The following is a 26,626-nucleotide window of genomic DNA, read 5'->3' as shown; positions in this document are numbered from 1 at the left end:
GCGGGCCGGCCGATGGCTTCACCGGCCGGCCACCTGGTGAAGGACATCGCCACGGGCGGTGGATGCTGGGCGCGGTCTTGCAGCGGCCGCCCCGGGGCGGTAGTCCGTACCTGAGCTAAATGCCTCAGGAAAAGCGGAATCGGGAGTGCATATGGACGTGTCACAGCGGTACCGCGAGGCGTGGGAGGGCTTCTGGTCCGCCACCTCGGACGCACCCGGTGAGGCGATCTGGGACGCCGACCCCTCGCTCAGCTCCGTACCCCACAGCGAGCTGCTCCTGCCGTACGCCGACACCTCGCTGCCCGTCGTCGACCTCGGCTGCGGGAACGGCACCCAGACTCGCTATCTCGCCACCCGCTTCCCCCGCGCGATCGGTGTGGACCTCTCGCACGCGGCGATCGCGCTCGCACGCCGCGCGGACCCCGACGGCGTCGCCGAGTTCGCCCAGCTCGACCTCGTCGACGCGGAGGCCGTGGCGGCCCTGCACGAGCGGACCGGCGACACCAATGTCTATATGCGTGCGGTGATCCACCAGAGCGAGGCCGAGGCCAGGCCCGCCGTTGCCGCGGCGGTTGCGACAATGGTGGGGGAGCGGGGCCGGGCGTTCGTCGCCGAGCTGACCCCGGCCTCCAAGGACGTGCTCCAGCAGGCGGCGCAGGGACCGGACGGCCCGCCCGAGAAGCTGCGCCGGGTCCTGGACCACGGTCTCAAGCCGGCGGGTGTCATGGAGGAGGAGGTGCCTGAGCTGCTGCGGACGGCCGGTCTGACCACGCTGGCCGGCGGTGACACCGCCCTGGCCCAGACCGAGTATCTGCCCGACGGAACCCGTATCGACCTGCCCGCACGCTGGTTCGTGCTGGCCGCGTCCTTGGCCGTCGGCTGACATCGTCGGCCGACGGCACAGGGAGCGGCGGGCGGGGAGGTCACGGCAGCAGCCGGCTCCCGTCGGTGAGCTGGTCGTGGGTTGCCTCGGCGGCCTGCTGCGCGTAGTCGCTCATGTCTCCGTCAGTACGACCTGCAGCGCTGTATGCCCACCATCCCGGGCGCGATCGGTGCGTTCCGCCGCGAGGCCGTACTGGCCGTCGGCGGGATGAGCAAGGACGCGCTCGCCGAGGACATACTGGGCCTGTCGGACACTGTGGCCTGGCGGGCCCTGCACATCACCGTGATGATCGGCGTCAACGACGTGAGCGGGGAGACGTTCACCGTTCCTAGCCAGTGTGCACGAGTGAGTCCTGGACCCACCGATGTGTACTGGGCGCATCCCGAACGGTGTTGGATGCGCTGGGTTCCCGCTTTCGCGTCCCGTTCGGTGGCACGTCTCTGGGGGCGTGGTCCGTTGCGGGTGGGCGGGTTCCGTCACGTCCTCGGGTGCCTGGTGGGGCCTGGGCGGTCCGATGCCCCGCACGATCGCTCCGGTCGTGTGGGGGCGGTGCCGTCCGACGCCGGACCGGGTGTCCGAGGGCGCGTCGTCCGATCGCGATGCCGGCGGCATCGTGACGGGACATCTTTCGCTTGGGGGTGGCCAGCGGTTTCTGCCAGTGCTGGGCACCCCACATCGAGGTGTAGGCGGGGTCGACCGCGACAATGCTCAGGCCCTGTTCGGCCGCCATGGAGACCAGCCGGGCCTCGAGCTTCCCGGTCGGAATGCCGGAGATCAGCTGCCGGAACCTCTTCCTGCGGCCGTGCTTCTCGCGGGTTTTCTCGGTGGTGAAGTCAAGGTCTTCGATGGCGATCGCGGTGACACCGGCCTGCTTGGCCCAGTTGATCAGGCGGGTCAGGGCGTGGCGGATCTGGGCGTCGCGGTGGTCGGCGGTGCCGGACAGGTCGTAGCCGAAGCGGTGGGGGTCGCCGATGGGGTTGCCGTGCCGGTCGAGGTGGTAGGCGGCGAAGTGGTCGGCGTTGGTGTCGACGCCGACCACACCCCGGGCGCGGGCGGTCTCCAGCGGGATGGTTTGCACGGCGGGGCGTTGCCAGGACGCGGTGAGGTACCAGCGGCTACGGTCCACGTCGAGGTGGATGCGGTAGGCCACGGCCCGGTTCGCGACAATGCGGTCGGCCCACTCCTGACCCCGGTGCGCAAACGCCGCGGTCGAGGTGAGGGTGTACCGGCCGTGCCGGGTGTTGGCCAGGTGTGCGAGCGGGGCGGGCAGTCTGATCGATACTTCGCCGTCCGGGGTGACGCGGATGGTCTCGTTCCCGAACCGCTTCCCCGACTCGCCGTCGGCGGCGATGAACCAGCGTTCCGCCTCCCACCGTTCCCGCCACTGCTCTTCGGTCAGGTGGGCCCGGGCGAGGTGGTGGCGGGTGTTGAGGAGGCCTTTGCCGCCCCGTACCACCCGGACGCGTCCGGCCTGCCGGTCGGCGACGGCGGCGGTGTGCCGTGCCTCCAGCGCGGCGAGGCGGCGGGACTTGCGAAACCACTCGCCCTTGGAGCGGTAGCCACCGGCTGCCCGCTTTGTTCCCCTCGCGCCGATGGGGAGGGACAGGCGGTGCCGCAGCGTCCTGATCCCGGATTCCAGATTCCGGATGTGCGCGGCCTGGCAACGGCGGGCCAGCGCCCACTGATCGTGTGTGGCCTTGGTGATCGCCCCCGCGATCCGCGACGACGACAGCGGCGTCAGGTCCCGCTTGCGCGACGCCCAGCTTCCGTCCCCACTCGGTGGACCCGCCGACAGGACTCACTCCTGCTCACTACAACGCACTTCAGCTCAGCAAACCGACAGCAGCTCACACCCTCGCCGACGCGGCGTCCCTGCGCACCTTCGCCGGGCGCAAGGGAATCGGCGCGCTCTCCCAGTGGGCCACCTTTCGCGATCAGGAGTGCACCGACGAGGACACCTCGAAGGCCGTCGACACCTGCAGTGGAGTCGCACAGGAGGCGGGAGCGTTCGCGAGGGCGCTGGGCGGATGACCGTTCGCACAACCCTCGCTCCCCGCTGCCCTCACAGCCCGCTCTCACTTTGGAGAAGCGCCATCAGTTCCCGCGCGCCCGGGCTCATGGCCCGGGCCGCCGGCAGCACCACGACGCTCTCGTAGTAAGGCTGTCGGGGCCCTTCGAGCTCCACCGCCACCAATCCCCGGGCCTCGGGCTTACGGGAGAAGTGGTGCGGCACCAGCGCGACCCCCAGCCCCTCGTGCACCAGCTCCAGCAGGCTGTGTACGTCATTCACCTCCAGCCCCACCGTGCGCCGCACCCGTGCCTCGGTGAACGCCCCGTCCGCCGCCCGCCGCGGACCCCAGTCCGGATGGAAGTCGATGAAGGACTCACCGGGCAGCTCACCCCACGCGACGCGGTCCGCCGTCGCGAACCGGTGACCGGGGGCGCAGAGGACGACCATGGGCTCACGCGCCAGCGGGATGAGCTCGCCTCGCCATTCGACGGAACTGACGGTCGCGGCGAAGGCGGCATCGAGCCGCCCGCCGGCCACCCCGTCCACCAGACTCGTGGTGCCCTCCTGGCGGAGCCGGATCTCCATGAGCGGATGCTTACGGTGAAAGGCCGCCAGCAGACGCGGAAGATGTACCCCGGGCACGCACTGCTCGACACCCACCGACAGTGTGCCGCGCAGCAGTCCCCGTACCGCATCGACGGCGTCCCTCGCCGCTCGCGCCCCCGCCAGCGTGCGCTCGGCCTCCACCAGCAGGGCGCGCCCCGCCTCGGTCAGCCGCACGCTGCGCGTGGTGCGGCTGAAGAGCGGGGTCCTGAGCTCCTGCTCCAGGGCCCGGACGGAGGCGGAAAGACCGGACTGCGACACGGCGAGGCGCTCGGCGGCACGTGTGAAGTGCTGTTCCTCGGCGACGGCGACGAAATGTTCCAGCTGACGCAACTCCATGATTGAGAAATATAAGCGCTGAATCCAAGCAGAATCTCCTGTTGGACTGCTGGATCGTTGTCGGCGAACCTGGACCCTGCGCACCGCAACCGCCCCTCTTCCGTCCGTGGAGCCCGCATGTACCTCCCGTCCGCCGACCGCTACCAAGCCATGCCCTACCGGCGCACCGGACGCAGCGGACTGCTGCTCCCCGCGCTCTCCCTCGGCCTGTGGCACAACTTCGGCGGCGACCGGACGCCGGAGACCCAGGGGCAGATCCTGCGCCGGGCATTCGATCTCGGCATCACCCACTTCGACCTCGCCAACAACTACGGACCGCCGCCCGGCGCCGCCGAGACCGCGATGGGCCGCGCACTGAGGACGGACTTCGCCCGGCTCCGGGACGAGCTCGTCATCTCGACCAAGGCGGGCTATCTGATGTGGGACGGCCCGTACGGGGAGTGGGGGTCCAGGAAGAATCTGCTCTCGTCGCTCGACCAGAGCCTCACCCGGCTCGGCCTCGACTACGTGGACATCTTCTACTCGCACCGCCCCGACCCCGACACCCCGCTCGAAGAGACGATGGGCGCGCTCGACTCGGCGGTACGTCAGGGCAAGACGCTCTACGTCGGCATCTCCAACTACTCGCCGGAGCAGACCCGTCAGGCCGCCCGGATCCTCAAAGAGCTGGGCACCCCGCTCCTCATCCACCAGCCGCGCTACTCGATGCTGGACCGCTGGGTCGAGGACGGCCTGCTGACGGCGCTCGACGAGCTGGGCACCGGATCGATCGCCTACTCGCCGCTGGAGCAGGGCATCCTCTCCGACCGCTATCTGCGCGGCATCCCGGAAGGCTCGCGCGCAGCCGGCAACAGCCCCTTCCTGACGCCCGATTCGGTCACTCCGGAACTGGTGGACCGGCTGCGGGCGCTCGACGAGGTGGCTTCCGCACGCGGGCAGTCCCTCGCGCAGATGGCGCTCGCGTGGGTGCTGCGGGGCGGCCGGATCACCTCCGCCGTGGTCGGGGCGAGCAGCGTCGCCCAGCTGGAGAACAGCGTCGAGGCGGTCCGTTATCTGGAGTTCGCCGACGAGGAGCTGGCCCGGATCGAGGACATCCTCAAGGGCCCGGACCTCCGCTGAGCCGTGGGGCGCCCCCTTGGCCGGGGCCCGGTGCACTTCATGGCCAGGGTCTCGCGCTGGAACTGGAGGAAGCCGCCCAGTGACGCACGCTCGTCGCCCACCTGCGGAGGATAGGTTCGGTACGGGTGGTCAGCGCATCGAGGAACGCCGCGGTGTCGCGCACGGTGCGGGCGAGCGGCCCCCGTACGGAGAGCCCCATCCCGTCGTTGCCGTCCGGGCCCGCCGTGACGAGCCCACGGCTCGGTTTCAGCCCGACCACACCGCAGGCGCTCGCGGGGGCGGTACGGAACCGGCGGTGTCACTGCCCTGGGCGATCGGCACCAGCAGCGCACCCACCGCGGCCGCCGCACCGCCACTGCTGCCGGCCGCGCTGCGGGTGAGGCCGAACGGGCTGCGCGCGGGGGCGGACACCTCGGGCTCGGTGTAGCAGGCGGCCCCGAATTCGGGAACGGTGGTCTTGCCGAGGCTGATCAGCCCGGCGTCGGCCATGACATCGACGATCTCGTCGTTGTGGTCGGGAATCCAGTCGCGCAGCAGCGCGGAACCCAGCGTGGTGCGTACGCCCGCGGTGGCCTCCAGGCCCTTGACGGCGGTGGGTACGCCGAACAGGCGCGGCAGTTCGGCTCGGTCCGAGGAACGCAGGGTGCGTCCGGCCTCGGCCGCGGCGGCGCGTGCCCGGTCCGCCGAAACGGTGGTGAACGCACCCACCCGGTCGCTCTCCTCGATCCGGGACAGCAGATGGTCCACGACTTCGGTGGGAGTTGTGTCTCCGCGCTTGTAGGCGCTGGCCAGTTGGAGGGCCGTGAGGTCGTGCAACTGCGGCATGGATGCTCCCATTGCTGTTTCGTTACGCGTATCGATATGGTGACGGCATGGTGGTCGAGAAGGCAAGCACTCCGAAGAACGGCCGTCCCCGGGCGGTCACGCTCGACGCGATCCTGGACGCGGCGACCGAGATCGCCGACGACCGGGGTCTCGACGCGGTGACCTTCCGCGTGGTGGCCGACCGGCTGGATGTGTCACCGATGGCGGTCCACCGCACGACGGGCGGCATCGACGCGCTCCAGCACGCGCTGGTGTCCCGGATCGTCGGCGAGGTGACCCGGTCCGTGGACTGGCCGGAAGACTGGCGCGGCGTCGTCCGGCTGTTCGCGGACACGCTCCATGACCTGCTCATGCGCCACCCCGTCATCCTTGAGGCGCACCGCCGCGCCTCCCTCGTCGGGCCCGGCGCGGACGACGTCGCACTCCGGGTCGTCGCCGCGCTGCAGACCGCGGGGCTCGACGAGGAGGCCGCCGTGTACGCGTACGGCGCCCTGCACGACTTCGTCACCGGGCATGTGGCGATCCGCCTCGGCCGCGGCGATCCGGAACAGCTCCGATTCCCGTCCGAGCGCCGGGCCATGTCGGTGTTCGCCGACCACCACGACTACGACCGCCGGTTCGCCTACGGCCTCGACCTCGTCATCGGCGGGATCGCCGCCGCTGCCGCCGCCCCCGTATCGCATGAGGAGCAGAGATGACCCCCTCCTTGCAGGATCTGCCCGAGACCGTCCGCCTGACGGCCCCCGGCGGGCGCCGTATCGCGTACTGCTCCTACGGGGACCCCACCGCCCCGCCCGCGATCGTGCTCCACGGCACGCCCGGCAGCCGCTTCGAAGGCATGGCGCTGCGGCAGGCCGCGACGGAGGCGGGCGTCCGTCTGGTCTTCCCGGACCGCCCCGGATACGGCGAGACCGACCCCGTGCCCGGCCGTGGCTTCCACCGCTGGACCGACGACTTCCTGGCCCTGCTCGACCACCTCGGCCGCGAACGGGCACCGCTCGTGGCGATCTCGGGCGGCGGCGGATACGCGCTGTCCGCCGCCCAGACGCACCCCGAGCGCGTGACGAAACTGATCCTCGCGTGCGCCGCCGTCCCCGGAGCACCCCGACAGGCGTACGCACGCCGGATCCCGATCGTGAAGTGGCTGGACCGGCTGGTGCGCTGGGCCCCGGTGATCGCCCGGCCGATGCTCGCGGGAACGGGGATCTTCAAGCGCATGAAAAACCGTGAGTCGCACCTCGATGCCTGGCCGCTTGCCGACCAACTGATAATGAAGGAACAGGAGTTCCAGGAGCTGTCGGAGCTGGACACCACCGAGGCCCGGCGTCAGGGCATGGACGCGGCCATGGTGGATCTCGCCGGATACTCCCGCCCGCTGCCCGAGTCGCTGGGATCGATCCGGGTGCCGACCGTGTTCATCCACGGTGAGGCGGACGGCAACGTCCCCATCGAGGTGACGCGTTGGGCGCACGCGCAGATCGACGGCGCCGAACTGCGCACCGTCCCCGACGGCGGACACCTGTTCCTCCTCGAGGAACCGGACCCGCTCCTTCGGGAACTGACCGGCCCGTATCGCGGCGTAACTGTCGGGAAAGGAGACAGTGGGCAGCACTGACGATCCCCCTCTCCTGCCGATGTGCTCGTCAGGGTCGATGCGGGGGCCGCGCACGGCGACGGGGCCCGCGCGGAGCGTACTTGCTCACGCGCACTTGAACGTTTTGGCGTGGCCGGCCTGACGGTGATCGACAGCACCCCGTGTGAAGTCCCCGTCCCGGGACGTTTGCGGCCCCTCCGCGACCTGACGGCCAGGACCGCTACGTGATCAGCGAGGTCGCCCGGTGGAGCGGTCGCACGCCGGCCGGCGCCGCTTGAGCAACGGGGTTCTGGACCGGCTCGCTTTAGTGGGCAAGGCGAACTCGCCTGCCCGCCTCATGTGTTGAGGAACTCCGCACACCGGTAGGGGCCCAGCGCGGCGCCTTCGGACGGCCGCAGGGTGACCTCGACGTCGTCGGTCCTGACCTTCGGGTCGAGTACGGACTGGGCGCGCGCCAGCGTGCACACCAGCTGGCCCGTACCCTGGTCGCGTCCCGACTCCGCATAGGGGCCGTCGAGGCGCACCGTGACGCGGGTGCCCGTCCCGGTCACCGAGAAGCCGGGGAGCTGGACAAGAGAGGTGAGCCCGTCGCGCTGCTCGGCGGGCGGCGGCCCCGACAGGAGCAGCTTCACCACCGCGTTGAGGTTCTTGACCTCCTTGTCGAGCAGGGGCACTCCGCGCAGCCCACTGGCGGACGCGTAGTACAGCCGTATGCCGCGCGTCAGCCCGGACGCGGGCTCGCCAGCGCCTATCACTCCGGTCGGCTGGACGCCGCAGCCCATGAGAGCGATCCCCAGCGCGGCGACCACGACCCCCTGTCGGACCTTCACTTCGTGCCCTCTCCTGTACGTCGCAGGGGCAGCCGCAGCGTGAACACCGCGCCGCGCCGCGCTCCATCGGCCACGTCGGCCACGTCGATCGTGCCGCCGTGCAGCCGTGCGTTCTCCAGCGCGATCGCCGTGCCGAGGCCGCTGCCCTGCCCGCTGTCGTCGGCCGCGCCACGCGTGCGGGCCGCGTCCGCCTTGTAGAACCGGTCGAAGACCCGCTCCCGAGCCCCCGGCGGCAGCCCGGGACCGTGGTCGGCGACCTCCAGCGTCACCCACTCCCCGTCCGCATCGAGGGCCGTCCCGAGGGTCACGGTGACCGGCGGGGCTCCGTGCCGCAGCGCGTTGCCCACCAGGTTCGCGACGATCACGTCGATGCGGCGCCGGTCGACCACCGCCCGTACGCCCTCATGGAGGTGCGTCTGCACCCGGTCCGTCCACCCGCGCAGCGCCAGCGACGCCCGTACGGTGTCGGCGAGGTCCGTCTCGGCCGCGTTGAGCCGTACCGCCTTGGCGTCGAAGCGGGAGATCTCCATCAGGTCCTCGACCAGTCGGGACAGCCTTGCCGTCTCCGCGCCGACGGTACGGGCCGCCCGCGCCGCGTCCGGCGGCAGCTGGTCGGCGTCCTCCTCCAGGACGGTCGCCACCATCGTCATCGCCGCGAGGGGCGTGCGCAGTTCGTGCGACACGTCCGCCACGAAGCGGCGTGCCTTCGCCTCCTGCTCGCGCAGTTCCGCGTCGGAAGCCTGGAGCGCGTCGGCGGTCTCGTTGAACGTCGTTGCCAGGTCGGCGAGTTCGTCGTGCCCGGTGACGGCGACCCGGCTGCCGAGGTCTCCGGCCGCGAGCTCGCGGGTGGCCCGGCCCAGCTTCCGTACCGGACGAAGGACCGTCCCCGCGGCCAGCAGCGCCAGCACAGCGGCCAGCAGCACCACCGGCACGATGCCCGCCCGTACGGAGTCCAGCAGGGCGGCGGTGTCGTCGCGCTCGGCCCGCAGATCGGCGATCGCGAAAACGTCCAGGCCGGAGGTGCGGTGGTCCCCGTCGGCGAATGTGACAGGTGTGCCGACGACCAGGTAGGGCTCGCCCCGCCACTGCACCCGCTGGAACTTGGCATCGTCGCCGGTCATGACGGCGCTGCGCAGCTCGACGGTGATCCGGCCCTCGGTCTCGGCGAGCGAGTCGGAGACCGCGGTGAGGTCCTGGTAGCGGGCGACCACGATCTTCCCGCCGATGCCGTCCGAGACCTTCGCCGCGAACCGGGACAGCGACGCCTGGTCGGGCGGCAGGTCGAAGTCGGCGGCGACCGCGGTGACCCGCTCCCGGAAGTCGTTCACGGCCGCGTTCTGGGCGCGCTGGAGGACAGCGGTACGGGCATCCCGGTAGGCGAGGGCGGTCGAGGTCACCGCGCTGATCAGGGCGACGACGACGAAGGTGACGACGAGCCGGGCGCGCAGCCCGCCGACGAGCCGCCAAGAGCGCCGCTTCGAGGCGACGCCGCGCTCGCCTTTGTCCGTACGGTTCACAGTGGCCCGAAGCGGTAGCCGAAGCCCCGCACCGTCTGTACGTACCGCGGCTTCGCCGGTACGTCCTCGAGCTTGGCCCGCAGCCGGCCGACCGCCGCGTCCACCAGCCGGGAGTCGCCCAGGTAGGAGTGGTCCCAGACGGATTCGAGGAGCTGCTCGCGGCTGAAGACCCGGCCGGGGGAGGCCGACAGTTCCAGCAGCAGCCGCAGTTCGGTGGGCGGCAGCGCGACCGGTGTGCCGTTCTTGGTGACGGTCAGCCCGGCGCGGTCGATCACCAGCCCGGCGAGATCGGCGTCCGAACGCTGTCGTGCGGACGGTTCCGCACGCCGCAGGGCGGCCCGGATGCGGGCCTCCAGGACGGGCGCGGTGACCGGCTTGACGACGTAGTCGTCGGCGCCCGCCTCCAGGCCGGTCACGATGTCCGAGTCGTCGCCGCGCGCGGTCAGCATGATGACCGGCAGGCTCGCCGAGCGGGCGCGGATGCGGCGGCACACCTCGAAGCCGTCCATGCCGGGCAGCATCAGGTCCAGTACGGCCAGTTCGACCCGCGCGCCCCGCTCCCCGGCGAGCAGGGCAAGGGCCTGCTCGCCGGTGGCGGCGGTGTCGACGTTGTACCCGTGACGGCGCAGCACGAGCTCCATTCCGTCCCGTACGGACGCGTCGTCCTCGATGAGCAGTACATGCGGCATGGGGCCGATTATGGGCACACGGGGACCGTTTCCGCCTACTCCGCACGGGGGTGGACGCGCAGCTCGGGGGCATTGTTACGTTCCCATCATGTGGCCATGGACGGGCCATCATCCGCGACGGCGAACGTGAAGCGCATGAGTTTCCTCAGGACGAACCCCCGCGCCACAGCCCGGCTGCGCATGGCCACCCTCGTGGCCGTGCCCGTACTCGCCTTCTCCGCCGCCTGCGGCGCCGGTGACGACAGCACCGGCGGTGCGAAGAAGGACGACGTGATCGCCGACGTACCGGACGCGCCGACCGCGAGCGCCGCGAAGGGCGAGAAAAAGCCGAGCACCCAGCCTGCGGGCAAGAGCGCCTTCTACGACGCCCAGATGAAGTACGTCCAGTGCATGCGCGTCAAGGGCGGCTACAAGGACTTCCCCGACCCCAAGCTCAGCGGGCACCTCGACTGGACGAAGGTCGACGAGATCGGCTCCCAGCCCGGCCGCAACGAGGGCATCAAGGGCGGCAAGAACGGTGTCTGCGTCACCGAGTTGCAGGCAGCCATGACGGCCGAGCCCAAGCGCGACCAGCAGAAGGACTACGAGTCGATGCTCGCGCACGCCAAGTGCATGCGCGACAACGGCGTCTCCAAGTTCACCAACCCGACCATGAGCGGCGGCAACGCCCAGCCGGGCGGCGACCCGAACCCGGCGTCCCCGTCCATCGACACGAAGTCGCCGTCGTACAAGCAGGCCCGCGAGGCGTGCAAGTCGAAGCTGCTCGACGGTCTGGACGGCATGCAGTGAAGCGTCGCACCGCCTTCCTCGCGCTCGGTGCGGTGACCGTCGCCGCCGCCGTCACGGGGGGAGTCCTGTTCCTCGGCGACGACGGCGACGCGGGCGCCTCCGGGAGGGCGGGCGACCTGCCGCCCGCCATCGCGACCGTCGTACGTACCGACCTCGTGCAGTCAAAGACGGTCGACGGCAAGCTCGACTTCGCGCAGCGCCGCGCCGTCAAGTCCGCCGTCGAGGGCACCGTCACGGTGGCCGCATCCGAAGGGAAGACACTGACCATGGGGCAGGCACTGTACGAGCTGAACGACAAGCCCGTCACCCTCCTCTACGGGCCGGTCCCGATGTTCCGCGAGATGAAGGCGGGCGACCGGGGCAGCGACGTGCTCCAGCTGGAGCGCAATCTGCGCGACCTGGGGTACGGAGCGAACCTCTACGTCGACGCGCGGTACGACGAGAACACCGAGGCCGCCGTCAAGCAATGGCAGAAGTCGCTGAACCGTGAGACCACCGGCAAGGTCGGCAAGGGCGATGTCGTCTTCCAGCCCGACCGGGTCAAGGTCGTCACCGCTGACGCGGCGCTCGCCGACCAGGTCGGCCCGGACACGGCCGTGCTGACGGTCGCCTCGACCAAGCCGGTCGTCCGCGCGCAGCTCGACCAGGGCGACGGCGCGCTCACCTCCCGGGGCACCAAGGTCGAGGTCACCCTCCCGAGCGGGAAGACGGCGACCGGCAAGGTGGCCCGGACGGTGCGCCCCGAGGCGTCCGCCGGGGAGAGCGATGCCGCGCAGAACGGCATCACCGTCGAGGTCGTCCTGGACGGCGGGATGAGCGCCGCGTCCGGCGAGGACGCCAAGGCGTCGGCGAGCGTGAAGTTCGTCAGCGAGGCGCGCAAGGGGGTCCTCGCGGTCCCCGTCGAGGCGGTCGTCGCCCTGCGCGGCGAGAACGGCGGCTACGGCCTCCAAGTCGTCCAGGGCGCCACCTCGAAGATGGTGCGGGTGGAGACGGGCATGACCGCCGACGGGCAGATCGAGGTCAGCGGCCCTGACGTGCGCGAGGGCCTGAAGGTCGGAGTGGCGAAGTCATGACGGTCTCATCGGACGCGGTGATCGAACTGCAGGACGCCACCAAGTCGTACCCCGGCGGCGTCCACGCCCTGCGCAGAGTGAACCTCACCGTCGAAGAGGGCGAACTGCTCGCCGTCGTCGGCCCGTCCGGCTCCGGCAAGTCCACGATGCTCAACGTCATGGGCACCCTCGACAAGCCCACCACGGGCACCGTCCGGGTCGCCGGGTACGACGTGTCCGAGCTCTCCGACTCCCGGCTCTCCGCACTGCGCGCCCGCCACATCGGCTTCGTGTTCCAGCACTTCCACCTGGCGGCGGGGCGCGACGCGGTGGACAACGTCGCCGACGGGCTGCTGTACGCGGGCGTACCGCTGAAGGAACGGCGCACGCGTGCGCGGGAAGCGCTCGCCAGGGTTCGACTGGACCACCGCTACTCGCACACGCCGAACGAGCTGTCCGGCGGTGAGAAGCAGCGCGTGGCCATCGCCCGCGCCCTGGTGGGAGATCCCCGGCTGCTGCTGGCGGACGAACCGACCGGGGCGCTGGACACCGCGTCCGGCAAGATCGTCATGGAGCTGCTGCACGAGCTGAACGCGTCCGGCACCACCATCTGCGTGATCACCCACGACAACGAGATCGCGGACTCGCTGCCGCGCCGGGTCCGCTTCAAGGACGGGGAGATCGTCTCGGACTCGCGTTCCGGCGCGCGCTCCGCCTCCCGTACGGAAGAGGTCGGTTCATGAAGAACGGCCTCAAGCCCTCCCGTCTCTCCCCGCGCGACATCCTCCGCGTCGGTGCGGTCGGCCTTCGCGCGCGCCGCGCGCGCGTGGTGCTCTCGGCGCTCGGCATCGCCATCGGTATCGCGACCATGGTCGCGGTCGTCGGCCTGTCCGAGTCGAGCCGCGCGGACCTGATGGCCCAGCTCGACCGCCTCGGCACCAACCTCCTCACCGCCGAGGCGGGCGAGGACGCCATGGGGCAGCCGATCAAACTCCCCAAGAACGCGGTCGCGATGGTCGAGCGTGTCGGCCCGGTCCAGCACGCCACGGCCACCGCCGACGTCGACGCGCGCATCCGCCGCAGCGACGTGGTCCCCGAGGAGCGCACCGCCGGCGTCACCACCCAGGCGGCCCGCATCGACCTGCTGTCCGCGCTCGGCGGCGAGGTCGACCAGGGCGTCTGGCTGAGTCCGGTCGGCGAACGCCTCCCGACGACGGTCCTCGGCGCGGTGGCGGCGGACCGCCTCGGAATCACCCGCACCGGCGAGACGATCATGATGAACGACACGCGCGTGGTCGTCGTGGGCATCCTCAAACCACTCGAACTGGTCCCCAACCTGGACCGGGTGGCCATGGTCGGATTCCCCGCCGCCGAGCGTTACTTCGGCTTCGACGGCCACCCCACCACCATCTTCGAGCGCTCCACGGACGCCTCGGTGGAGGACGTACGGGCGGTCCTGGCCCGCACCATCAGCCCCGGCAACGAGGCGGGCGTCAAGGTCTCCCGGCCCTCGGACGCGCTGGCCGCCAAGGCCGCCACCGACGAGGGCCTGACGACCCTGATGCTCGGCCTGGGCGCGGTGGCCCTCCTGGTCGGCGGTGTGGGCGTCGCCAACACCATGGTCATCTCCGTCCTGGAACGCCGCCAGGAGATCGGCCTGCGCCGCTCGCTGGGCGCGACACGCAACGCGATCCGGCTCCAGTTCCTGACCGAGTCGCTGCTGCTGTCGGCGCTGGGCGGGGCGACGGGCGCGCTGCTGGGCGCGGCGGCGACGTACGGCTTCGCGCGGGTCCAGGGGTGGACGGCGGTGGTCCCGCTCTGGTCCCTGGCGGGCGGCCTGGCCGCCACCCTCCTGATCGGCGTGGTCGCGGGCCTCTATCCGGCGATCCGCGCCTCCCGTCTCCACCCGACGGTGGCTCTGAACGCGACGTGAGGCGGCGGCGTACGGGGTGCCCTCTTGAGGTGGCGCCCCGAACGCCCCACTTGCCCCACTTGTCGTTCGGCGGGTGGCGACGTGTGGGGCGACCGTGCCGGTGATGAACCGGCGGAACCCGGTGAGCTTCTCGGAGAGCACGGACCTCTCGTATGCCCCAGCCGCGTCGCGGCCGGTGTGAGGATGGCCGCCATGACATGGACGGCACCCCGCATCGAACGTACGACAGCCGACTGCGACCAGCTGAACGTCCCGAGCACCGCGGACGAGCGAGCCATGCTGGAGGGCTGGCTCCGATGGCACAGGGAGACGCTGCTCACCAAGTGCGCCGGACTCGACCCGGCGCAGCTGGCGCACACCGCCGCCGAGCCGTCGAACCTCACTCTCCTCGGCCTGGTACGACACATGGCGGAGATCGAACGCTGGTGGTTCCGGCGGAGTTTCGCGGGTGAGCCGATCGGCGACGTCTTCACCGGCCTGGATGACGGGGACGAAGGCATCGACGGTGTCGACGCCGCGTACGCGGAACGCGACTTCGCCGCGTTCCGCGCCGAGGTCGAGGCGTGCGAGGCCGCCGTGGCGGGGCACGGTCTCGACGAGACGTTCATGTCGACGACCCGTGGCCGGCTCGTCAGCCTCCGCTGGGTGTACCTGGTGATGATCCAGGAGTACGCCCGCCACAACGGCCACGCGGACCTGCTGCGCGAACGGACCGACGGCGCCACGGGCGACTATCCAGTGCCGGGTTGAGCGCGGTTTCGTACTCGTCGGGCGAGGAGTACGAAACCGCCCCTCAGCCGTCCGTCCCGGACGGATACACAGCCGCATAGGCCGAGCGGAACAGGGCGGTGACCTCCTGGCCGCTGAGCCCCTGAGACCGTGCCTCGTCCAGCCACTGGGCGAGCGAGGCGCGCAACGGGGAGTCGAGGCCCTCCTGGGCCGGGGCGAGGGAACGGGTGATGAAGGTGCCTGCTCCCTGCCGGACCTCGGCCAGACCCGCGCGCTCCAGCTCGCGGTACGCCTTGAGGGTCGTGTTCGGGTTGACCTTGGTCTCCGCCGCGACCTGCGCGGCCGTGGGCAGCCGGTCGCCCTCCTCCAGGGCGCCCATCCGCAGAGCCTGTTCGACCTGTCGCACGATCTGGAGGTACGTCGCCACTCCGCTGCGTCTGTCGATTCGGAATACGACCACGGTCTTCACCTCCCTTTGAACTGCCGAAACGATACGTACCTGCGGCGGTTTGTCCTAAAGGGGGCTCCGGGACACCCGCCACAGGGTGAACACGGTGAGCACGGCGGTGGCCGCGAGCAGGATGCCGGCCCCGGTCCACTGCATGGACGGCATTTGGTCGTAACCGAGGTACTCGACGACGTTGTTGACGATGCCGTGCTCCTTGATGCAGGCGTCCGAGGCCGCTTCCGTGGTCTTGGCGCACAGCCCCCAGCCGTAGAGATGGCCGTCGGCGGAGCCGATCCAGCGGTCCAGCTCGTGCGACTCGTTCAGCCGTGCGGGCATGTCGCCGTTGAGCGGGTAGGTGAGCATGCGTGACGGTGCGAGGTATACGCGCATCTCGCCCCAGACGACCTCGACGATCGCGGCGAAGACGAACGTGACCAACATGGACGCGAGGACACGGCGCAGCAGCAAGCCGAAGGTGATGCCGGCGGCGGTCAGGAAGAGGCAGAGCGCGGGGAGTACCGGACCGGTGTTGTCGAAGACCGGCCCGTCCGGCCACAGACTGGGGAACACCGAGCGATAGGGCTTCCACCACCAGGTGAAGAACGCCGAGAGCACCGCGCCGGACACGACCACGGCCGCGTAGCACCAGACGAGCTTCGTCGTCAGCCAGCGACGCCGGGACACGGACTGGGTGGTGACCAGCTGCGCGGTGCCGTGCTCCTGATCGCCCGCGATCAGCGGGGCGCCGAGGAAGACGGCGAGGATCACGGGCAGCGCGCTCAGGGCCGTGACGGTGAGACTGAGTCCCGTCGAGGCGAAGGTCGGCTGCGCCAGCTCCTTCTCCGGCCAGCCCGCGGCTTCGAGCGTCTGGCCCATCCGGCCGCGCTGGTACGCGATCCAGATCGAGCCGAGGACCATCGCGGCGAGCACGGTGAGCAGCGCGGCCCGGTGCTGACGTACGACGAGCCAGTTCAGTCCGCGCAGCAGACGGGGTCCGGGCGCCCGTCCGGTTCGGGGCGTCTCGGTCAGGGTGGCGCTCATGAGGTGTGGATCCCTTCGGCCTCGATGCGGGCACCGGGTGTGAACAACGGGGGTGCGTCCGACGAGCGGAGGTGCGCCAGCAGCACTTCCTCCAGGCTGGGTTCGGCGACCACCCAGTCACCCGACAGCGGGCCGTTCGGCCGCACCAGCGCGTGGAACTGCCTGCCCTGGACGCGGGCTTCGACCACCGTGTGGGGAGTCAGCGAGGCGGCCGGGTCCCCGCCGGTGGCGAGTCCCGTGACCAGCGCGTGGGCCGGGACGAGGGCGTCCGCGTCGCCCGCCATCCGGATCCTGCCGTCGGCGAGGACCAGCAGGTAGTCGCACATGTCCTCCAGCTCGGACAGCATGTGCGAGGACATCACCACCGTGGTGCCGCGCTCCACGGCCTCCGACATCAGGAGGGCACTCATGTCGTGGCGGGCCAGCGGATCGAGGTCGGACATCGGCTCGTCGAGCAGCAGCAGGTCGGGCCGCTTGCCGAAGGCGAGCGCGAATGCGACTCGGGTGCGCTGACCACCGGAGAGAGTGCCGATCCGGGCGTGCATCGGCACCTGGCCCGACCGTACGATCCGCTCCGCCGCGGTCATGTCCCAGCCGGGGTTGAGCTCGCTGCCCAGACGCAGCGTCTCCGCCACGGTGAACCGCTTGAACAGCGGTTTGTCCTGCCCGAGGAAGGCGAATCTCGGCATCACCGCGGGATCGTCCACGGGCACGCCGAAGACGCGGAGTTCACCCTCTGTCGGCTGCACCTGCCGGGTCGCGAGTCCCAACAGGGTGCTCTTCCCCGCGCCGTTGGGGCCGACGAGACCGCAGATCCGCCCGGCCGGCAGCCGGAACGAGCAGTCGCGCAGCGCCCAGCCGCGACGGTAGCGCTTACCCAGGCCGCGGGCCTCCAGCGCCCATGCGCCGGACGCGCCGCCCGGAGTCAATGCGTCTGCCATGCACTTCGCCTCAATTCCATTAGTCAATTAATGGAATCATGGTCTTGGTGGAGGAGGGCTGTCAAGGCGAAGCAAGCGGGCCCGCGCGCCGACCGGGCGCGCGGCGTCCGGAATGCGCCTGTTCGGGGTGTAGGGCGCACTCTCTTCGGAGGACTGGACCATTGAACGTATCTGTGGCTCTGGCCTGGCGGTTCTTCGGCGCGTAGCGTGAGCCCGCATGAAGATCCTGATCAGCGCGGACATGGAAGGCGCCACCGGCGTGACCTGGCCGGCCGATGTGCTGCCGGGCACCCCGCAGTGGGAGCGGTGCCGCTCCATGTTCACCTCCGACGTGAACGCGGCGGCGCTCGGTTTCTACGACGGCGGCGCCGACGAGGTGCTCATCAACGAGGCCCACTGGTCCATGCGCAACCTCCTGCTGGAGCAGCTCGACGACCGGGTCCAGATGCTCACCGGCAGGCACAAGTCCCTTTCCATGGTGGAGGGCGTCCAGCACGGCGACGTCGATGCCATCGCCTTCGTCGGCTACCACACGGGCGCCGGTACGGAAGGGGTCCTCGCCCACACGTATCTGGCGAACTCCATCACCGGGGTCTGGCTCAACGGCGCCCGGGCCAGCGAGGGGCTCCTCAACGCGCATGTCGTGGCCGAGTACGGCGTTCCCGTCGTCCTCGTCACCGGCGACGATCTGACCTGCGTGGACGCGGACGGGTACGCCCCCGGGGCCCGCAAGGTCGCCGTGAAGGACTATGTGTCGCGGTACGCGGCGGTGTGCCGCACCCCGGCCCGTACCGCAGCGGACATCCGCGCGGCGGCCAAGGACGCGACCGCGCTCGCCGTACGGCACACCCCGGTGGAGGGCGGCCCCTTCACCGTCGAGCTGGAGTTCGACGCCGAGCATCTGGCCGCGGCGGCCACCGTGGTCCCCGGCGTGGCACCCAGCGGTGAACGGCGTGTCGCCTACACCAGCGCGACGATGTACGAAGGTATCCGCACGTTCAAGGCGGTGACGACGATCGTGTCGTCCGCCGTGGAGGAACAGTATGGCTGAGGCGACCCACCCCCAGGAGAGCGCCGAGAGCGTTGACGAGCGGGCGCTCGACGAATCGGTGACGTTCACTTCCGAACTGATCCGGATCGACACCACCAACCGCGGCGGCGGTGACTGCCGGGAGCGACCGGCCGCCGAGTACGTTGCCGAGCGGCTGGCCGCCGCCGGACTGGAACCGGCCCTGCTGGAACGCACCCCGGGGCGCACCAACGTGGTGGCCCGAATCGCGGGAACCGACCCGTCCGCCGACGCCCTGCTCGTACACGGCCATCTCGACGTCGTCCCGGCCGAGGCCGCTGACTGGACCGTGCACCCCTTCTCCGGGGAGGTCCGCGACGGTGTCGTCTGGGGGCGGGGCGCCATCGACATGAAGAACATGGACGCGATGGTCCTGGCCGTCGTCCGGGCCTGGGCGCGGAACGGCGTCCGGCCCCGCCGCGACATCGTGATCGCGTACACCGCCGATGAGGAGGCCAGCGCCGAGGACGGCTCCGGCTTCCTCGCCGACCGGCACGCCGAACTCTTCGAAGGGTGTACGGAGGGCATCAGCGAATCCGGCGCCTTCACCTTCCACGCCGGTCAGGACATGCCGCTCTACCCGATCGCCGCCGGTGAGCGCGGCACCGCCTGGCTGAAACTCACCGCGCGCGGCAAGGCAGGGCACGGCTCCAAGGTCAACAAGGCCAACGCGGTCAGCGCACTCGCCGCGGCCGTCGCCAGGATCGGCGAACACCGGTGGCCGGTCCGGCTCACCCCGACCGTGCGCGCCGCGCTCACCGAGATCGCCGCGCTGCACGGGATCCGCCCCGACCTCGACGCCCCCGGCTTCGACGTGGACGAGCTCCTCGGCAAGCTCGGACCGGCCGCCGCCCTGGTCGCGCCGACCGTCCGCAACAGCTCCAACCCGACCATCCTGGAAGCCGGGTACAAGGTCAATGTGATCCCCGGCCACGCCACCGCGTTCATCGACGGCCGGATGGTCCCCGGCGGCGAGGACGAGTTCCACGCCACCCTGGACCGGCTGACCGGACCCGACGTCGACTGGGAGTTCCACCACCGCGAGGTCCCGCTGCAGGCGCCCGTCGACTCGCCGACCTTCGCGAAGCTGCGCGCCGCGATCGAACGCTTCGACCCGGACGGCCACGTCGTGCCGTACTGCATGTCGGGTGGCACGGACGCCAAGCAGTTCTCCCGGCTCGGCATCACCGGCTACGGCTTCTCACCGTTGAAGCTGCCCGCCGGCTTCGACTACCAGGCGCTGTTCCACGGCGTCGACGAACGCGTCCCCGTCGACGCACTGCACTTCGGTGTCCGCGTCCTCGACCACTACCTGCGCACGGCCTGACCCGGAACGGGGGGAATCGAACATGGTGTCCACAGGTCCCTACGGAACGTGGCCTTCGCCGATCGACGCGCGGCTGGCCGCCTCGCACGACGGCCGTCCGGAGTACGTCGGCGTGGTCGGCGACGAGGTGTGGTGGACGGAGCCGCGCCCCGCCGAGGCGGGCCGCCGCGCCCTGATCCGCCGCCGCGCGGACGGGACCGGTGACAGCGTCCTGCCCGCTCCGTGGAACGTACGGAGCCGGGTCATCGAATACGGCGGACAGCCCTGGGCCGGGGCCGAACGCGCCGAGGGCGGACCGCTGATCGTCTTCGTCCACTTCGCCGACCAGCGGCTGTACGCCTACACCCCCGACGAGCCCGGCGAGCCCCGGCCGCTCACCCCGGTCTCGGCCGTCGGCGGCGGGCTGCGGTGGGTCGACCCGCAGCTCCACCTCGACCGGGGCGACCGGGGCGAAGTGTGGTGCGTCCTGGAGGAGTTCACCGGCGAGCAGCCCACCGACCTGCGCCGGGTGATCGCCGCCGTACCACTGGACGGCTCGGCCGCCGAGGACCGCTCCGCGGTACGCGAACTCACCGACGACAGCCACCGGTTCGTCACCGGGCCGAGACTCTCGCCCGACGGGCGGCGGGCGGCCTGGCTCGCCTGGGACCATCCGCGCATGCCGTGGGACGGCACCGAGGTGATGCTCGCGGACGTCGCCGAGGACGGTACGTTCCAGCACACCTGGAGCTTCGGCGGCGGCCCCGAGGAATCGGTGCCGCAGATCGAATGGGATGCCGAGGGGCGGCTTCTCTTCGCCAGCGACCGTAGCGGCTGGTGGAACCTGTACCGCGCCGACCCGCACCGGGGCGCGGTCGCGCTCTGCCCCCGGGAGCTGGAGTTCGCCGGACCGCTGTGGAAGATCGGCCTCAGCTGGTTCCGGCCGCTGGAGAACGGCCTGATCGCCACCGTCCACGGCAAGGGCACCACCACGCTCGGCATACTCGACCCGGAGACCGGCGAACTCGTCGACGTCGCCGGGCCCTGGACCGAATGGGCCGAGTCGCTCGCCGCGCACGGCAGCAGGATCGTCGGCATCGCCGCGAGCCCGTACAGCGCCTACGAGGTCGTCGAGCTGGACACCGCGACCGGACGCACCCGGATCATCGGCACACCGCACGAGGACGCCGTCGACCCCGCCTACTACCCGCAGCCCGAGGACCGCACCTTCACCGGGCCCGACGGCCGGGAGATCCACGCCCACATCTACCCGCCGCGGAGCCCCGACCGGGTCGGCCCCGACGGCGAACTGCCGCCCTATGTGGTCTGGGCGCACGGTGGCCCCACCGGCCATGCCGCACTCGTCCTCGACCTGGAGATCGCCTACTTCACCTCGCGCGGCATCGGCGTCGCCGAGGTCAACTACGGCGGCTCCACCGGCTACGGCAGGACCTACCGCAACCGGCTGCGCGAACAGTGGGGCGTCGTCGACGTCGAGGACTGCGCGGCCGTCGCCGAAGCGCTGGCCGCCGAGGGCACGGCCGACCGTCGGCGGCTCGCCATCCGGGGCGGCAGCGCCGGCGGCTGGACCACCGCCGCCTCGCTGACCGGCACCGATGTCTACGCCTGCGGCACGATCATCTACCCCATCCTCGATCTGACCGGCTGGGGCACGGATGAGACCCATGACTTCGAATCGCAGTATCTGGAGTCCCTGGTGGGCCCGCTCGCCGAAGTCCCGGCGCGCTACCGCGAACGGTCGCCGGTCACCCGCACCGACCATCTGACCACGCCCTTCCTCCTGCTCCAGGGGCTGGACGATCCGATCTGCCCGCCCGTCCAGTGCGAGCGGTTCCTGGCCGAGGTCGAGGGGCGCGGCATCCCGCACGCGTATCTCACCTTCGAGGGGGAGGGGCACGGGTTCCGGCGCGCCGACACCATGGTCCGCGCCCTGGAGGCGGAACTCTCCCTGTACGGCCAGACTTTCGGCATCGACTGTCCCGACGTACCGCGGCTGGAGCTGAAGAAGTGACCCTCGCCCCCCTGACCCGCCCCGTTCGACTGCGTCCGGGCGCCAGGGTCGCCGTCGTGTCACCGAGCGGGCCGGTGCCCGCCGACCGCCTGGAGGCGGGCCTCGACGTACTGCGTGGCTGGGGGCTCGATCCCGTCGAAGCACCTCATGTCCGCGACATGCACCCGGAGTTGGACTACCTCGCCGGTACGGACGAGGTGCGGGCCCGGGACCTCCAGGAAGCCTGGTGCGATCCATCCGTCGACGCGGTGATCTGTGCCCGCGGCGGGTACGGCGTGCACCGCATGGTCGACCTGGTCGACTGGGCGGCGATGCGCGCGGCCGGGCCCAAGGTGTTCATCGGCTACAGCGACATCACCGTGCTCCACGAGGCGTTCGCCCGGCGCATGGGGCTCGCCACCCTGCACGGCCCGATGGCAGGCACCGAGACCTTCCTCAAGGACCCGGACACCCAGGAGTCCTTGCGGGCCACCCTGTTCGAGCCCGAGTCGGTACGCACGCTCGGCCTGCCCACGGCGCGGGTGCTGGTCCCCGGCAGGGCCCGCGGCATCACCTACGGCGGCTGTGTGAGCCTGCTCGCCGCCGACATCGGCACCCCGCACGCCCGGACGTCCGCCCGGGGCGGTCTGCTGGTGATCGAGGACACCACCGAGGACCCGTACAACATCGACCGCATCCTCACCCAACTGCTGAGGGCCGGGGCGCTCGACGGGATCGCCGGGGTGGCCTGCGGTTCCTGGGCGGGCTGCGGTCCGTACGAGAAGGTGCGGGCGGTCCTTGCCGACCGGCTCGGCCCCCTGGGCGTACCCGTCGTCGAGGAGCTGGGCTTCGGGCACGGACCGACGGCGCTCACGATTCCGCTCGGCGTGCCCGCCGTGCTGGACGCGCCGGCCGGCGGCGGCCCCGCCACGCTCACCATCGAGGTGCCCGCGCTGGTCTGAACGGCCTTGAATCGCGAGGAAGTTGAGCATCCTTCAGGAAGCTCCGCCCCGAGCGTTGACATCGCTATGGCGCGTGTCACAGCATGAGCGCGGTCAGTTACTTACTGGTCGGTAAGGCGCCCTCGGTGTGGAGGTCTTCGTGTCACGTGCTGTTTCCCGCCCTCGGTCCGGGTATCGGGCACTCTCCCGGAAGTCGGTCGCATACGTGGCCGGAGCCGCGCTCGCCGCACCGCTGGTCCTCACCGGTGCGGCGCACGCAACGGCCGCCGAGACCTCTCAATACACCGTCACCCCACTGAAGTTCACCATTCAGGCGGATGGTCGCTCCTGCACCGTCGACGCCGACCTGTACCGCCCCGCCGGGGCCGACGCGCAGCACCCGGCCCCCGCCGTTCTCGCCACCAACGGCTTCGGTGGCAGCAAATCGGACGGCTCGACCGATGCCATCGGCAAGGCCTTCGCCTCCCGCGGCTATGTCGGCCTCGTCTACTCCGGCCTCGGCTTCGGCAAGTCCGGCTGCCTCATCACGCTCGACGATCCGGCCATCGACGGCAAGGCGGCCGCCGGACTCATCGACTTCCTTGCCGGGACACGCGCCGCCGACGACGGCACCAGGGCCGACTACGTCACCAGGGACGGCGAGGGCGACCCCAGGGTCGGCATGATCGGCGGCTCGTACGGCGGCGCCGTCCAGATGGCCACCGCGGCCGTCGACCACCGCGTCGACGCCCTCGTACCGCTGATCACCTGGAACGATCTCGCCTACGCACTCGCCCCCAACAACACCGGTACCCGCAAGGGCGTTTCGTCCGACACCGCCGGTGTCTTCAAGTGGCAGTGGACCAACGGCTTCTACCTGCTGGGGGAGGGACAGACGATCCTCAACGCGAGCCTCGACCCGTCCCGCTTCGGCAGCCTCACCTGTCTGCACTTCGCACCACAGGCCTGCGACACCATCCGGCTGCTCAACTCCGGACGCTACCCCGCGGACAGGACCGCCGCGATGCTCGACTACGCGCGCAGCGTCTCACCCGTCGACTACCTCAGCAGGGTCAAGGCACCCACCCTGCTCGTGCAGGGCCAGGCCGACAGCCTGTTCAACCTGAACGAGGCCACCGCCACGTACCGGATCCTCAAGGCGCAGGGCACCACGACCAAGATGATCTGGCAGGCCTGGGGCCACAGCGGCGGGCAGGCACCCGGTGAACTCGACCTGGGCAAGGGCAATCTGGAGACCAGCTACGTCGGACAGCGCGTCCTCGCCTGGTTCGACCGCTACCTCCAGCACGAAAAGAACACCGACACCGGGCCCGAGTTCGCCTACTACCGCGACTGGAAGAGCGGCTACGGTACCGCGGCCGCCGTACCGGGCCTGAGCCAGAAGATGTATCTCTCCGGCGACGGCAAGCTCGTCGACAACCGGTCCAAGGTCACCCGGGGCAGCCGCCAGTACGCCAACTGGCTTGTGCCGACCAGTCATTCGGAGAGCTCGCTCGCCGGACTCATCGGACTGCCCGACCCCGAGCCGTACGACATCAAGGGCACCTACCTGGGCTGGAGCAGTGCCCCGCTGACCTCCGCCGTGGATGTCGTCGGCGCGCCGAAGGCCACCCTGAAGGTGGTCTCGCCGAAGACCGAGCGCGTACAGAACAGCGGGGACGCCGCCGACAAACTCGTCCTGTTCGCCAAGGTGTACGACGTGGCCCCGGACGGCACCAGGACACTGGTGAACCGGCTCGTCTCGCCGGTGCGCGTGCCCGACGTCACCCGCTCGTTCGCCGTGCAGCTTCCGGGCATCGTCCACCGGTACGAGGCGGGACACCGGCTCGAATTCGTGATCGCGGCGAGCGACAGCGCCTACTCGGGCAACCGCGGCATCAAGCCGGTCACAGTGGTCAGCGCCCCCGAGGACACCGGAGTGCTGGAGCTTCCGGTGGTCGGCGGCCGGGTGGAATGAGGCGCTGAAGAAGCCTTACGACGCCGCTGACAATCGCGGGCGAGGTCGTTACGCCGACGCGGCCCCGACCACCCGGAGATACGCCTGCGCGGAGTCACGCGTACGGATCTCGACGGGCGGCAGGATGTGCCGCACCTCGTGCGGACCGTCCGGGTCCTGGATCCGGTGCGACAGCAGCTCCGCGGCCCGGCGGCCCATCTCCTGGGAAGGGACGCGCGCCGCGGCGATCGCCAGCGGCAGCAGGTCGAAGGGGCCGAAGTCGTCCATGCCGGCCAGTTCGATCTGACGGGGGACCTCCAGGCCGAGGACGGACAGGTCGCCGGCCGCATGGGCCGGAGTGGTGCCGTTGGCGCAGAGCAGGACAGCGGGCGGCTCCGGGCGGTCGAGGAGAGCCGAGAGCCAATCTGGTGGGCCCCACACACATCGACGACCGCCACGCGCGCAAGCCGGACCTCATCTCCAGCGGCGGCAAGCTCCACCACTTCTACTGCGCCGTCGGGGACAGCCCCGAAGGCCCGGTCCGGGGAATCACGTACGCGACGGGTTGACCACACGTTCTAGGCTGGCCGGATGTCCGAAAACGTATATCTGGCCCAGGGATCGCGCACGGCGATCCGTCCTTACGCCCAAGCGGATGCCGAAGAGTTCACCATCCGGGCGAGGGAGAGCCGGGACATGCACAGCCCCTGGATCTTCCCGCCCGACGACGCCCGCGCGTACGCCGCCTACGCGGGCCGGCTGATCGAAGACCCCACAAAGGCGGGTTTCCTGGTCTGCGAACGCGGGGGCGGCGAGAGCAGGGCGGGCGGGGGCGGGGCCCGTGACAGGATCGCGGGGTTCATCAACATCAACAACATCGTCGGCGGCGGGTTCCAGTGCGGCGCGCTCGGCTACGGGGCCTTCTCCCATGCGTCGGGGCGCGGCCTGATGAGCGAAGGGCTGGGACTGGTCCTGCGGTACGCCTTCGGGCCGCTCGGCCTGCACCGTCTCGAAGCCAACATCCAGCCCGCCAACGAGGGTTCGCTCGCCCTCGTCGAACGGGCCGGATTCCGCCTGGAGGGGTTCTCGCCGGACTTCCTCTTCATCGACGGAGCCTGGCGCGACCACGAGCGGTGGGCGATCACGGCCGAGATGCTGAGCCAGGAGGGCGTCTAGGACCCGGGCCGGGCCGTACCCACGGTCGCGGACACCACGGCGGCGGGCTCGGGCCCGGCCTGCACGGCCGGGGTTCCGTCCGGTGCCCAGATGCCGGAGCCGCCCGACGTGAGGGCGTACACCCCACTCGGTCCCGCCGCGGTGGCCAGCACCGCCCACACACCATGGGCGAGCGCCGCCCTGTTCATGTGGCCGTCGCGCCGGGCGGCCTGCTCGGGTCCGGGGCCGTACAGGGTGCTCGCGACATACGCGTCGATGCCCATTGCGGCGGTGGCGGCGGCGTGCTCGGGAACGGCGACGTCGTAACACACCGCAAGCCCCAGCCGCAGGCCGTCGACCACCAGGACCTCGGGCTTCTCTCCCGGGGCGAAGCGGTCGGACTCCTCGCCGTGCAGCCACATCTTGCGGTAGACGACGCTCACGCCCTCGCCCGTGACGGCCAGGGTGGCGATGTACTCACGCCCGTCCGCGGCGCGCACCGGCGCCCCGACCAGGGCCGTCGCCCCCGCCTCGCGGCACGCCGTGACGATCGGCCGCAGACGGGGGTCGTCGGGCGACACGGCCGGAGCGGCGAGGTCGTAGCCCATGAGCGACAGCTCCGGGAAGACGACCAGCCGTGCCCCCGACCGGCCGATCGCCTCCGCATGGACTACGGCGTTGGCGGCGACGTCGAGGTGAACACAGTCGGGCTGGGCGACGGCGACAGTGAGCGGTACGGGCACGAGGTACTCCGGATCAGCCGGTCGGCCGGGCACTTTGGGGGCGGACCGCCCGGGGAGACACCACAGGGCACCGACGCGAACAAGGTCGTGACCAGCCTATA

General features: G+C 70.9%; 26 protein-coding genes and 2 pseudogenes. 17 read left to right on the top strand and 11 right to left on the bottom strand.

Annotated features, from left to right (window positions below; genetic code table 11):
- Positions 1-151: 151 nt before the first annotated feature.
- The gene (locus tag OG609_RS06195) at positions 152-883 is read left to right on the top strand and encodes a class I SAM-dependent methyltransferase (RefSeq protein ID WP_327271867.1); all 732 of its coding nucleotides are present in this window, start codon (positions 152-154) and stop codon (positions 881-883) included.
- A 328-nt stretch (positions 884-1,211) separates the two neighbouring features.
- Here OG609_RS06195 and OG609_RS06190 read toward each other — a convergent pair.
- A pseudogene (locus OG609_RS06190) lies at positions 1,212-2,648 on the bottom strand (IS200/IS605 family accessory protein TnpB-related protein); the annotation flags it as partial.
- Between the two features lie 14 nt (positions 2,649-2,662).
- Here OG609_RS06190 and OG609_RS06185 point away from each other — a divergent pair.
- Positions 2,663-2,914, top strand: a complete 252-nt coding sequence (locus tag OG609_RS06185) for a hypothetical protein (RefSeq protein WP_327271866.1) — start codon at positions 2,663-2,665, stop codon at positions 2,912-2,914.
- A gap of 31 nt (positions 2,915-2,945) precedes the next feature.
- Here the strand turns inward: OG609_RS06185 and OG609_RS06180 are convergent, their stop codons facing one another.
- Entirely contained in the window at positions 2,946-3,836 is an 891-nt protein-coding gene (locus OG609_RS06180) for a LysR family transcriptional regulator (protein WP_327271865.1), read from the bottom strand.
- Positions 3,837-3,953: 117 nt separating this feature from the next.
- Between OG609_RS06180 and OG609_RS06175 the strand changes: the two genes are divergently transcribed.
- Entirely contained in the window at positions 3,954-4,955 is a 1,002-nt protein-coding gene (locus OG609_RS06175) for an aldo/keto reductase (protein ID WP_327271864.1), read from the top strand.
- A 37-nt stretch (positions 4,956-4,992) separates the two neighbouring features.
- Here OG609_RS06175 and OG609_RS06170 read toward each other — a convergent pair.
- Positions 4,993-5,780, bottom strand: a pseudogene (locus OG609_RS06170) (amidase family protein).
- Positions 5,781-5,827: 47 nt separating this feature from the next.
- Here OG609_RS06170 and OG609_RS06165 point away from each other — a divergent pair.
- Both OG609_RS06165 and OG609_RS06160 read left to right on the top strand, forming a co-directional pair.
- Positions 5,828-6,478 (top strand): TetR/AcrR family transcriptional regulator, encoded by a 651-nt coding sequence (locus tag OG609_RS06165; RefSeq protein ID WP_327271863.1) that lies wholly within the window; start codon positions 5,828-5,830, stop codon positions 6,476-6,478.
- Positions 6,475-7,395: an alpha/beta fold hydrolase gene (locus OG609_RS06160; protein WP_327271862.1), complete on the top strand. Its 921-nt coding sequence runs from the start codon at positions 6,475-6,477 to the stop codon at positions 7,393-7,395. Before OG609_RS06165 ends, OG609_RS06160 begins: the two co-directional genes overlap by 4 nt.
- Positions 7,396-7,709: 314 nt before the next feature.
- Here OG609_RS06160 and OG609_RS06155 read toward each other — a convergent pair whose 3' ends face one another.
- The 3 genes from OG609_RS06155 to OG609_RS06145 are packed head-to-tail and all read right to left on the bottom strand — an operon-like array spanning position 7,710 to position 10,410.
- Positions 7,710-8,204, bottom strand: coding sequence for a hypothetical protein (locus OG609_RS06155; RefSeq protein WP_327271861.1), 495 nt, complete (start codon positions 8,202-8,204; stop codon positions 7,710-7,712).
- On the bottom strand, positions 8,201-9,721 hold the full coding sequence (locus tag OG609_RS06150) for a HAMP domain-containing sensor histidine kinase (protein ID WP_327271860.1): 1,521 nt from the start codon (positions 9,719-9,721) through the stop codon (positions 8,201-8,203). Before OG609_RS06150 ends, OG609_RS06155 begins: the two co-directional genes overlap by 4 nt.
- Positions 9,718-10,410, bottom strand: a complete 693-nt coding sequence (locus OG609_RS06145; protein ID WP_327271859.1) for a response regulator transcription factor — start codon at positions 10,408-10,410, stop codon at positions 9,718-9,720. Before OG609_RS06145 ends, OG609_RS06150 begins: the two co-directional genes overlap by 4 nt.
- A gap of 135 nt (positions 10,411-10,545) precedes the next feature.
- Here OG609_RS06145 and OG609_RS06140 point away from each other — a divergent pair, with 135 nt between their 5' ends.
- The 5 genes from OG609_RS06140 (at position 10,546) to OG609_RS06120 (ending at position 14,934) form a co-directional block, all read left to right on the top strand.
- The gene (locus tag OG609_RS06140; protein ID WP_327271858.1) at positions 10,546-11,199 is read left to right on the top strand and encodes a hypothetical protein; all 654 of its coding nucleotides are present in this window, start codon (positions 10,546-10,548) and stop codon (positions 11,197-11,199) included.
- Complete coding sequence (locus OG609_RS06135; protein WP_327271857.1) at positions 11,196-12,272, top strand: peptidoglycan-binding domain-containing protein; 1,077 nt, start codon at positions 11,196-11,198, stop codon at positions 12,270-12,272. Before OG609_RS06140 ends, OG609_RS06135 begins: the two co-directional genes overlap by 4 nt.
- Positions 12,269-12,994, top strand: a complete 726-nt coding sequence (locus tag OG609_RS06130; RefSeq protein ID WP_327271856.1) for an ABC transporter ATP-binding protein — start codon at positions 12,269-12,271, stop codon at positions 12,992-12,994. Before OG609_RS06135 ends, OG609_RS06130 begins: the two co-directional genes overlap by 4 nt.
- Complete coding sequence (locus OG609_RS06125; protein ID WP_327271855.1) at positions 12,991-14,184, top strand: ABC transporter permease; 1,194 nt, start codon at positions 12,991-12,993, stop codon at positions 14,182-14,184. Before OG609_RS06130 ends, OG609_RS06125 begins: the two co-directional genes overlap by 4 nt.
- A 192-nt stretch (positions 14,185-14,376) precedes the next feature.
- Complete coding sequence (locus tag OG609_RS06120) at positions 14,377-14,934, top strand: DinB family protein (protein WP_327271854.1); 558 nt, start codon at positions 14,377-14,379, stop codon at positions 14,932-14,934.
- A gap of 43 nt (positions 14,935-14,977) precedes the next feature.
- Here the strand turns inward: OG609_RS06120 and OG609_RS06115 are convergent, their stop codons facing one another.
- Genes OG609_RS06115 through OG609_RS06105 form a run of 3 tightly spaced genes read right to left on the bottom strand, consistent with a single transcriptional unit; the run spans position 14,978 to position 17,343 of the window.
- The gene (locus tag OG609_RS06115; RefSeq protein ID WP_327271853.1) at positions 14,978-15,382 is read right to left on the bottom strand and encodes a GntR family transcriptional regulator; all 405 of its coding nucleotides are present in this window, start codon (positions 15,380-15,382) and stop codon (positions 14,978-14,980) included.
- 45 nt (positions 15,383-15,427) lie between these two features.
- Positions 15,428-16,402, bottom strand: coding sequence for an ABC transporter permease (locus tag OG609_RS06110; protein ID WP_327271852.1), 975 nt, complete (start codon positions 16,400-16,402; stop codon positions 15,428-15,430).
- Positions 16,399-17,343, bottom strand: coding sequence for an ABC transporter ATP-binding protein (locus OG609_RS06105; protein ID WP_327271851.1), 945 nt, complete (start codon positions 17,341-17,343; stop codon positions 16,399-16,401). Before OG609_RS06105 ends, OG609_RS06110 begins: the two co-directional genes overlap by 4 nt.
- A 217-nt stretch (positions 17,344-17,560) precedes the next feature.
- Between OG609_RS06105 and OG609_RS06100 the strand changes: the two genes are divergently transcribed.
- From OG609_RS06100 to OG609_RS06080, 5 genes are all read left to right on the top strand, one after another.
- Complete coding sequence (locus tag OG609_RS06100; protein WP_327271850.1) at positions 17,561-18,394, top strand: M55 family metallopeptidase; 834 nt, start codon at positions 17,561-17,563, stop codon at positions 18,392-18,394.
- Positions 18,387-19,739, top strand: coding sequence for a M20/M25/M40 family metallo-hydrolase (locus OG609_RS06095; RefSeq protein WP_327271849.1), 1,353 nt, complete (start codon positions 18,387-18,389; stop codon positions 19,737-19,739). The genes OG609_RS06100 and OG609_RS06095 overlap by 8 nt, the downstream gene beginning before the upstream one ends.
- Positions 19,740-19,761: 22 nt before the next feature.
- Positions 19,762-21,750 (top strand): prolyl oligopeptidase family serine peptidase, encoded by a 1,989-nt coding sequence (locus OG609_RS06090; protein WP_327271848.1) that lies wholly within the window; start codon positions 19,762-19,764, stop codon positions 21,748-21,750.
- Positions 21,747-22,691, top strand: coding sequence for a S66 peptidase family protein (locus OG609_RS06085; RefSeq protein ID WP_327271847.1), 945 nt, complete (start codon positions 21,747-21,749; stop codon positions 22,689-22,691). Before OG609_RS06090 ends, OG609_RS06085 begins: the two co-directional genes overlap by 4 nt.
- A 127-nt stretch (positions 22,692-22,818) precedes the next feature.
- On the top strand, positions 22,819-24,648 hold the full coding sequence (locus OG609_RS06080; protein ID WP_385649370.1) for a CocE/NonD family hydrolase: 1,830 nt from the start codon (positions 22,819-22,821) through the stop codon (positions 24,646-24,648).
- Positions 24,649-24,696: 48 nt separating this feature from the next.
- Here the strand turns inward: OG609_RS06080 and OG609_RS06075 are convergent, their stop codons facing one another.
- Entirely contained in the window at positions 24,697-25,068 is a 372-nt protein-coding gene (locus tag OG609_RS06075; protein ID WP_327271846.1) for a substrate-binding domain-containing protein, read from the bottom strand.
- On the opposite strand from OG609_RS06075, the gene OG609_RS06070 reads away from it, so the two are divergent.
- Positions 25,056-25,196: a hypothetical protein gene (locus OG609_RS06070; protein WP_327271845.1), complete on the top strand. Its 141-nt coding sequence runs from the start codon at positions 25,056-25,058 to the stop codon at positions 25,194-25,196. The genes OG609_RS06075 and OG609_RS06070 overlap by 13 nt on opposite strands.
- Before the next feature lie 22 nt (positions 25,197-25,218).
- A complete protein-coding gene (locus OG609_RS06065) occupies positions 25,219-25,803 on the top strand; it encodes a GNAT family N-acetyltransferase (RefSeq protein ID WP_327271844.1) in 585 nt (194 codons plus the stop codon).
- On the opposite strand, the gene OG609_RS06060 is transcribed toward OG609_RS06065, so the two are convergent.
- Positions 25,800-26,525, bottom strand: a complete 726-nt coding sequence (locus tag OG609_RS06060) for a carbon-nitrogen hydrolase family protein (protein ID WP_327271843.1) — start codon at positions 26,523-26,525, stop codon at positions 25,800-25,802. The genes OG609_RS06065 and OG609_RS06060 overlap by 4 nt on opposite strands.
- Positions 26,526-26,626: the final 101 nt, after the last annotated feature.

Source organism: Streptomyces sp. NBC_01224 (assembly GCF_036002945.1).
GTDB lineage: Bacteria > Actinomycetota > Actinomycetes > Streptomycetales > Streptomycetaceae > Streptomyces.
This window is presented reverse-complemented; position numbering and strand designations above follow the sequence as displayed.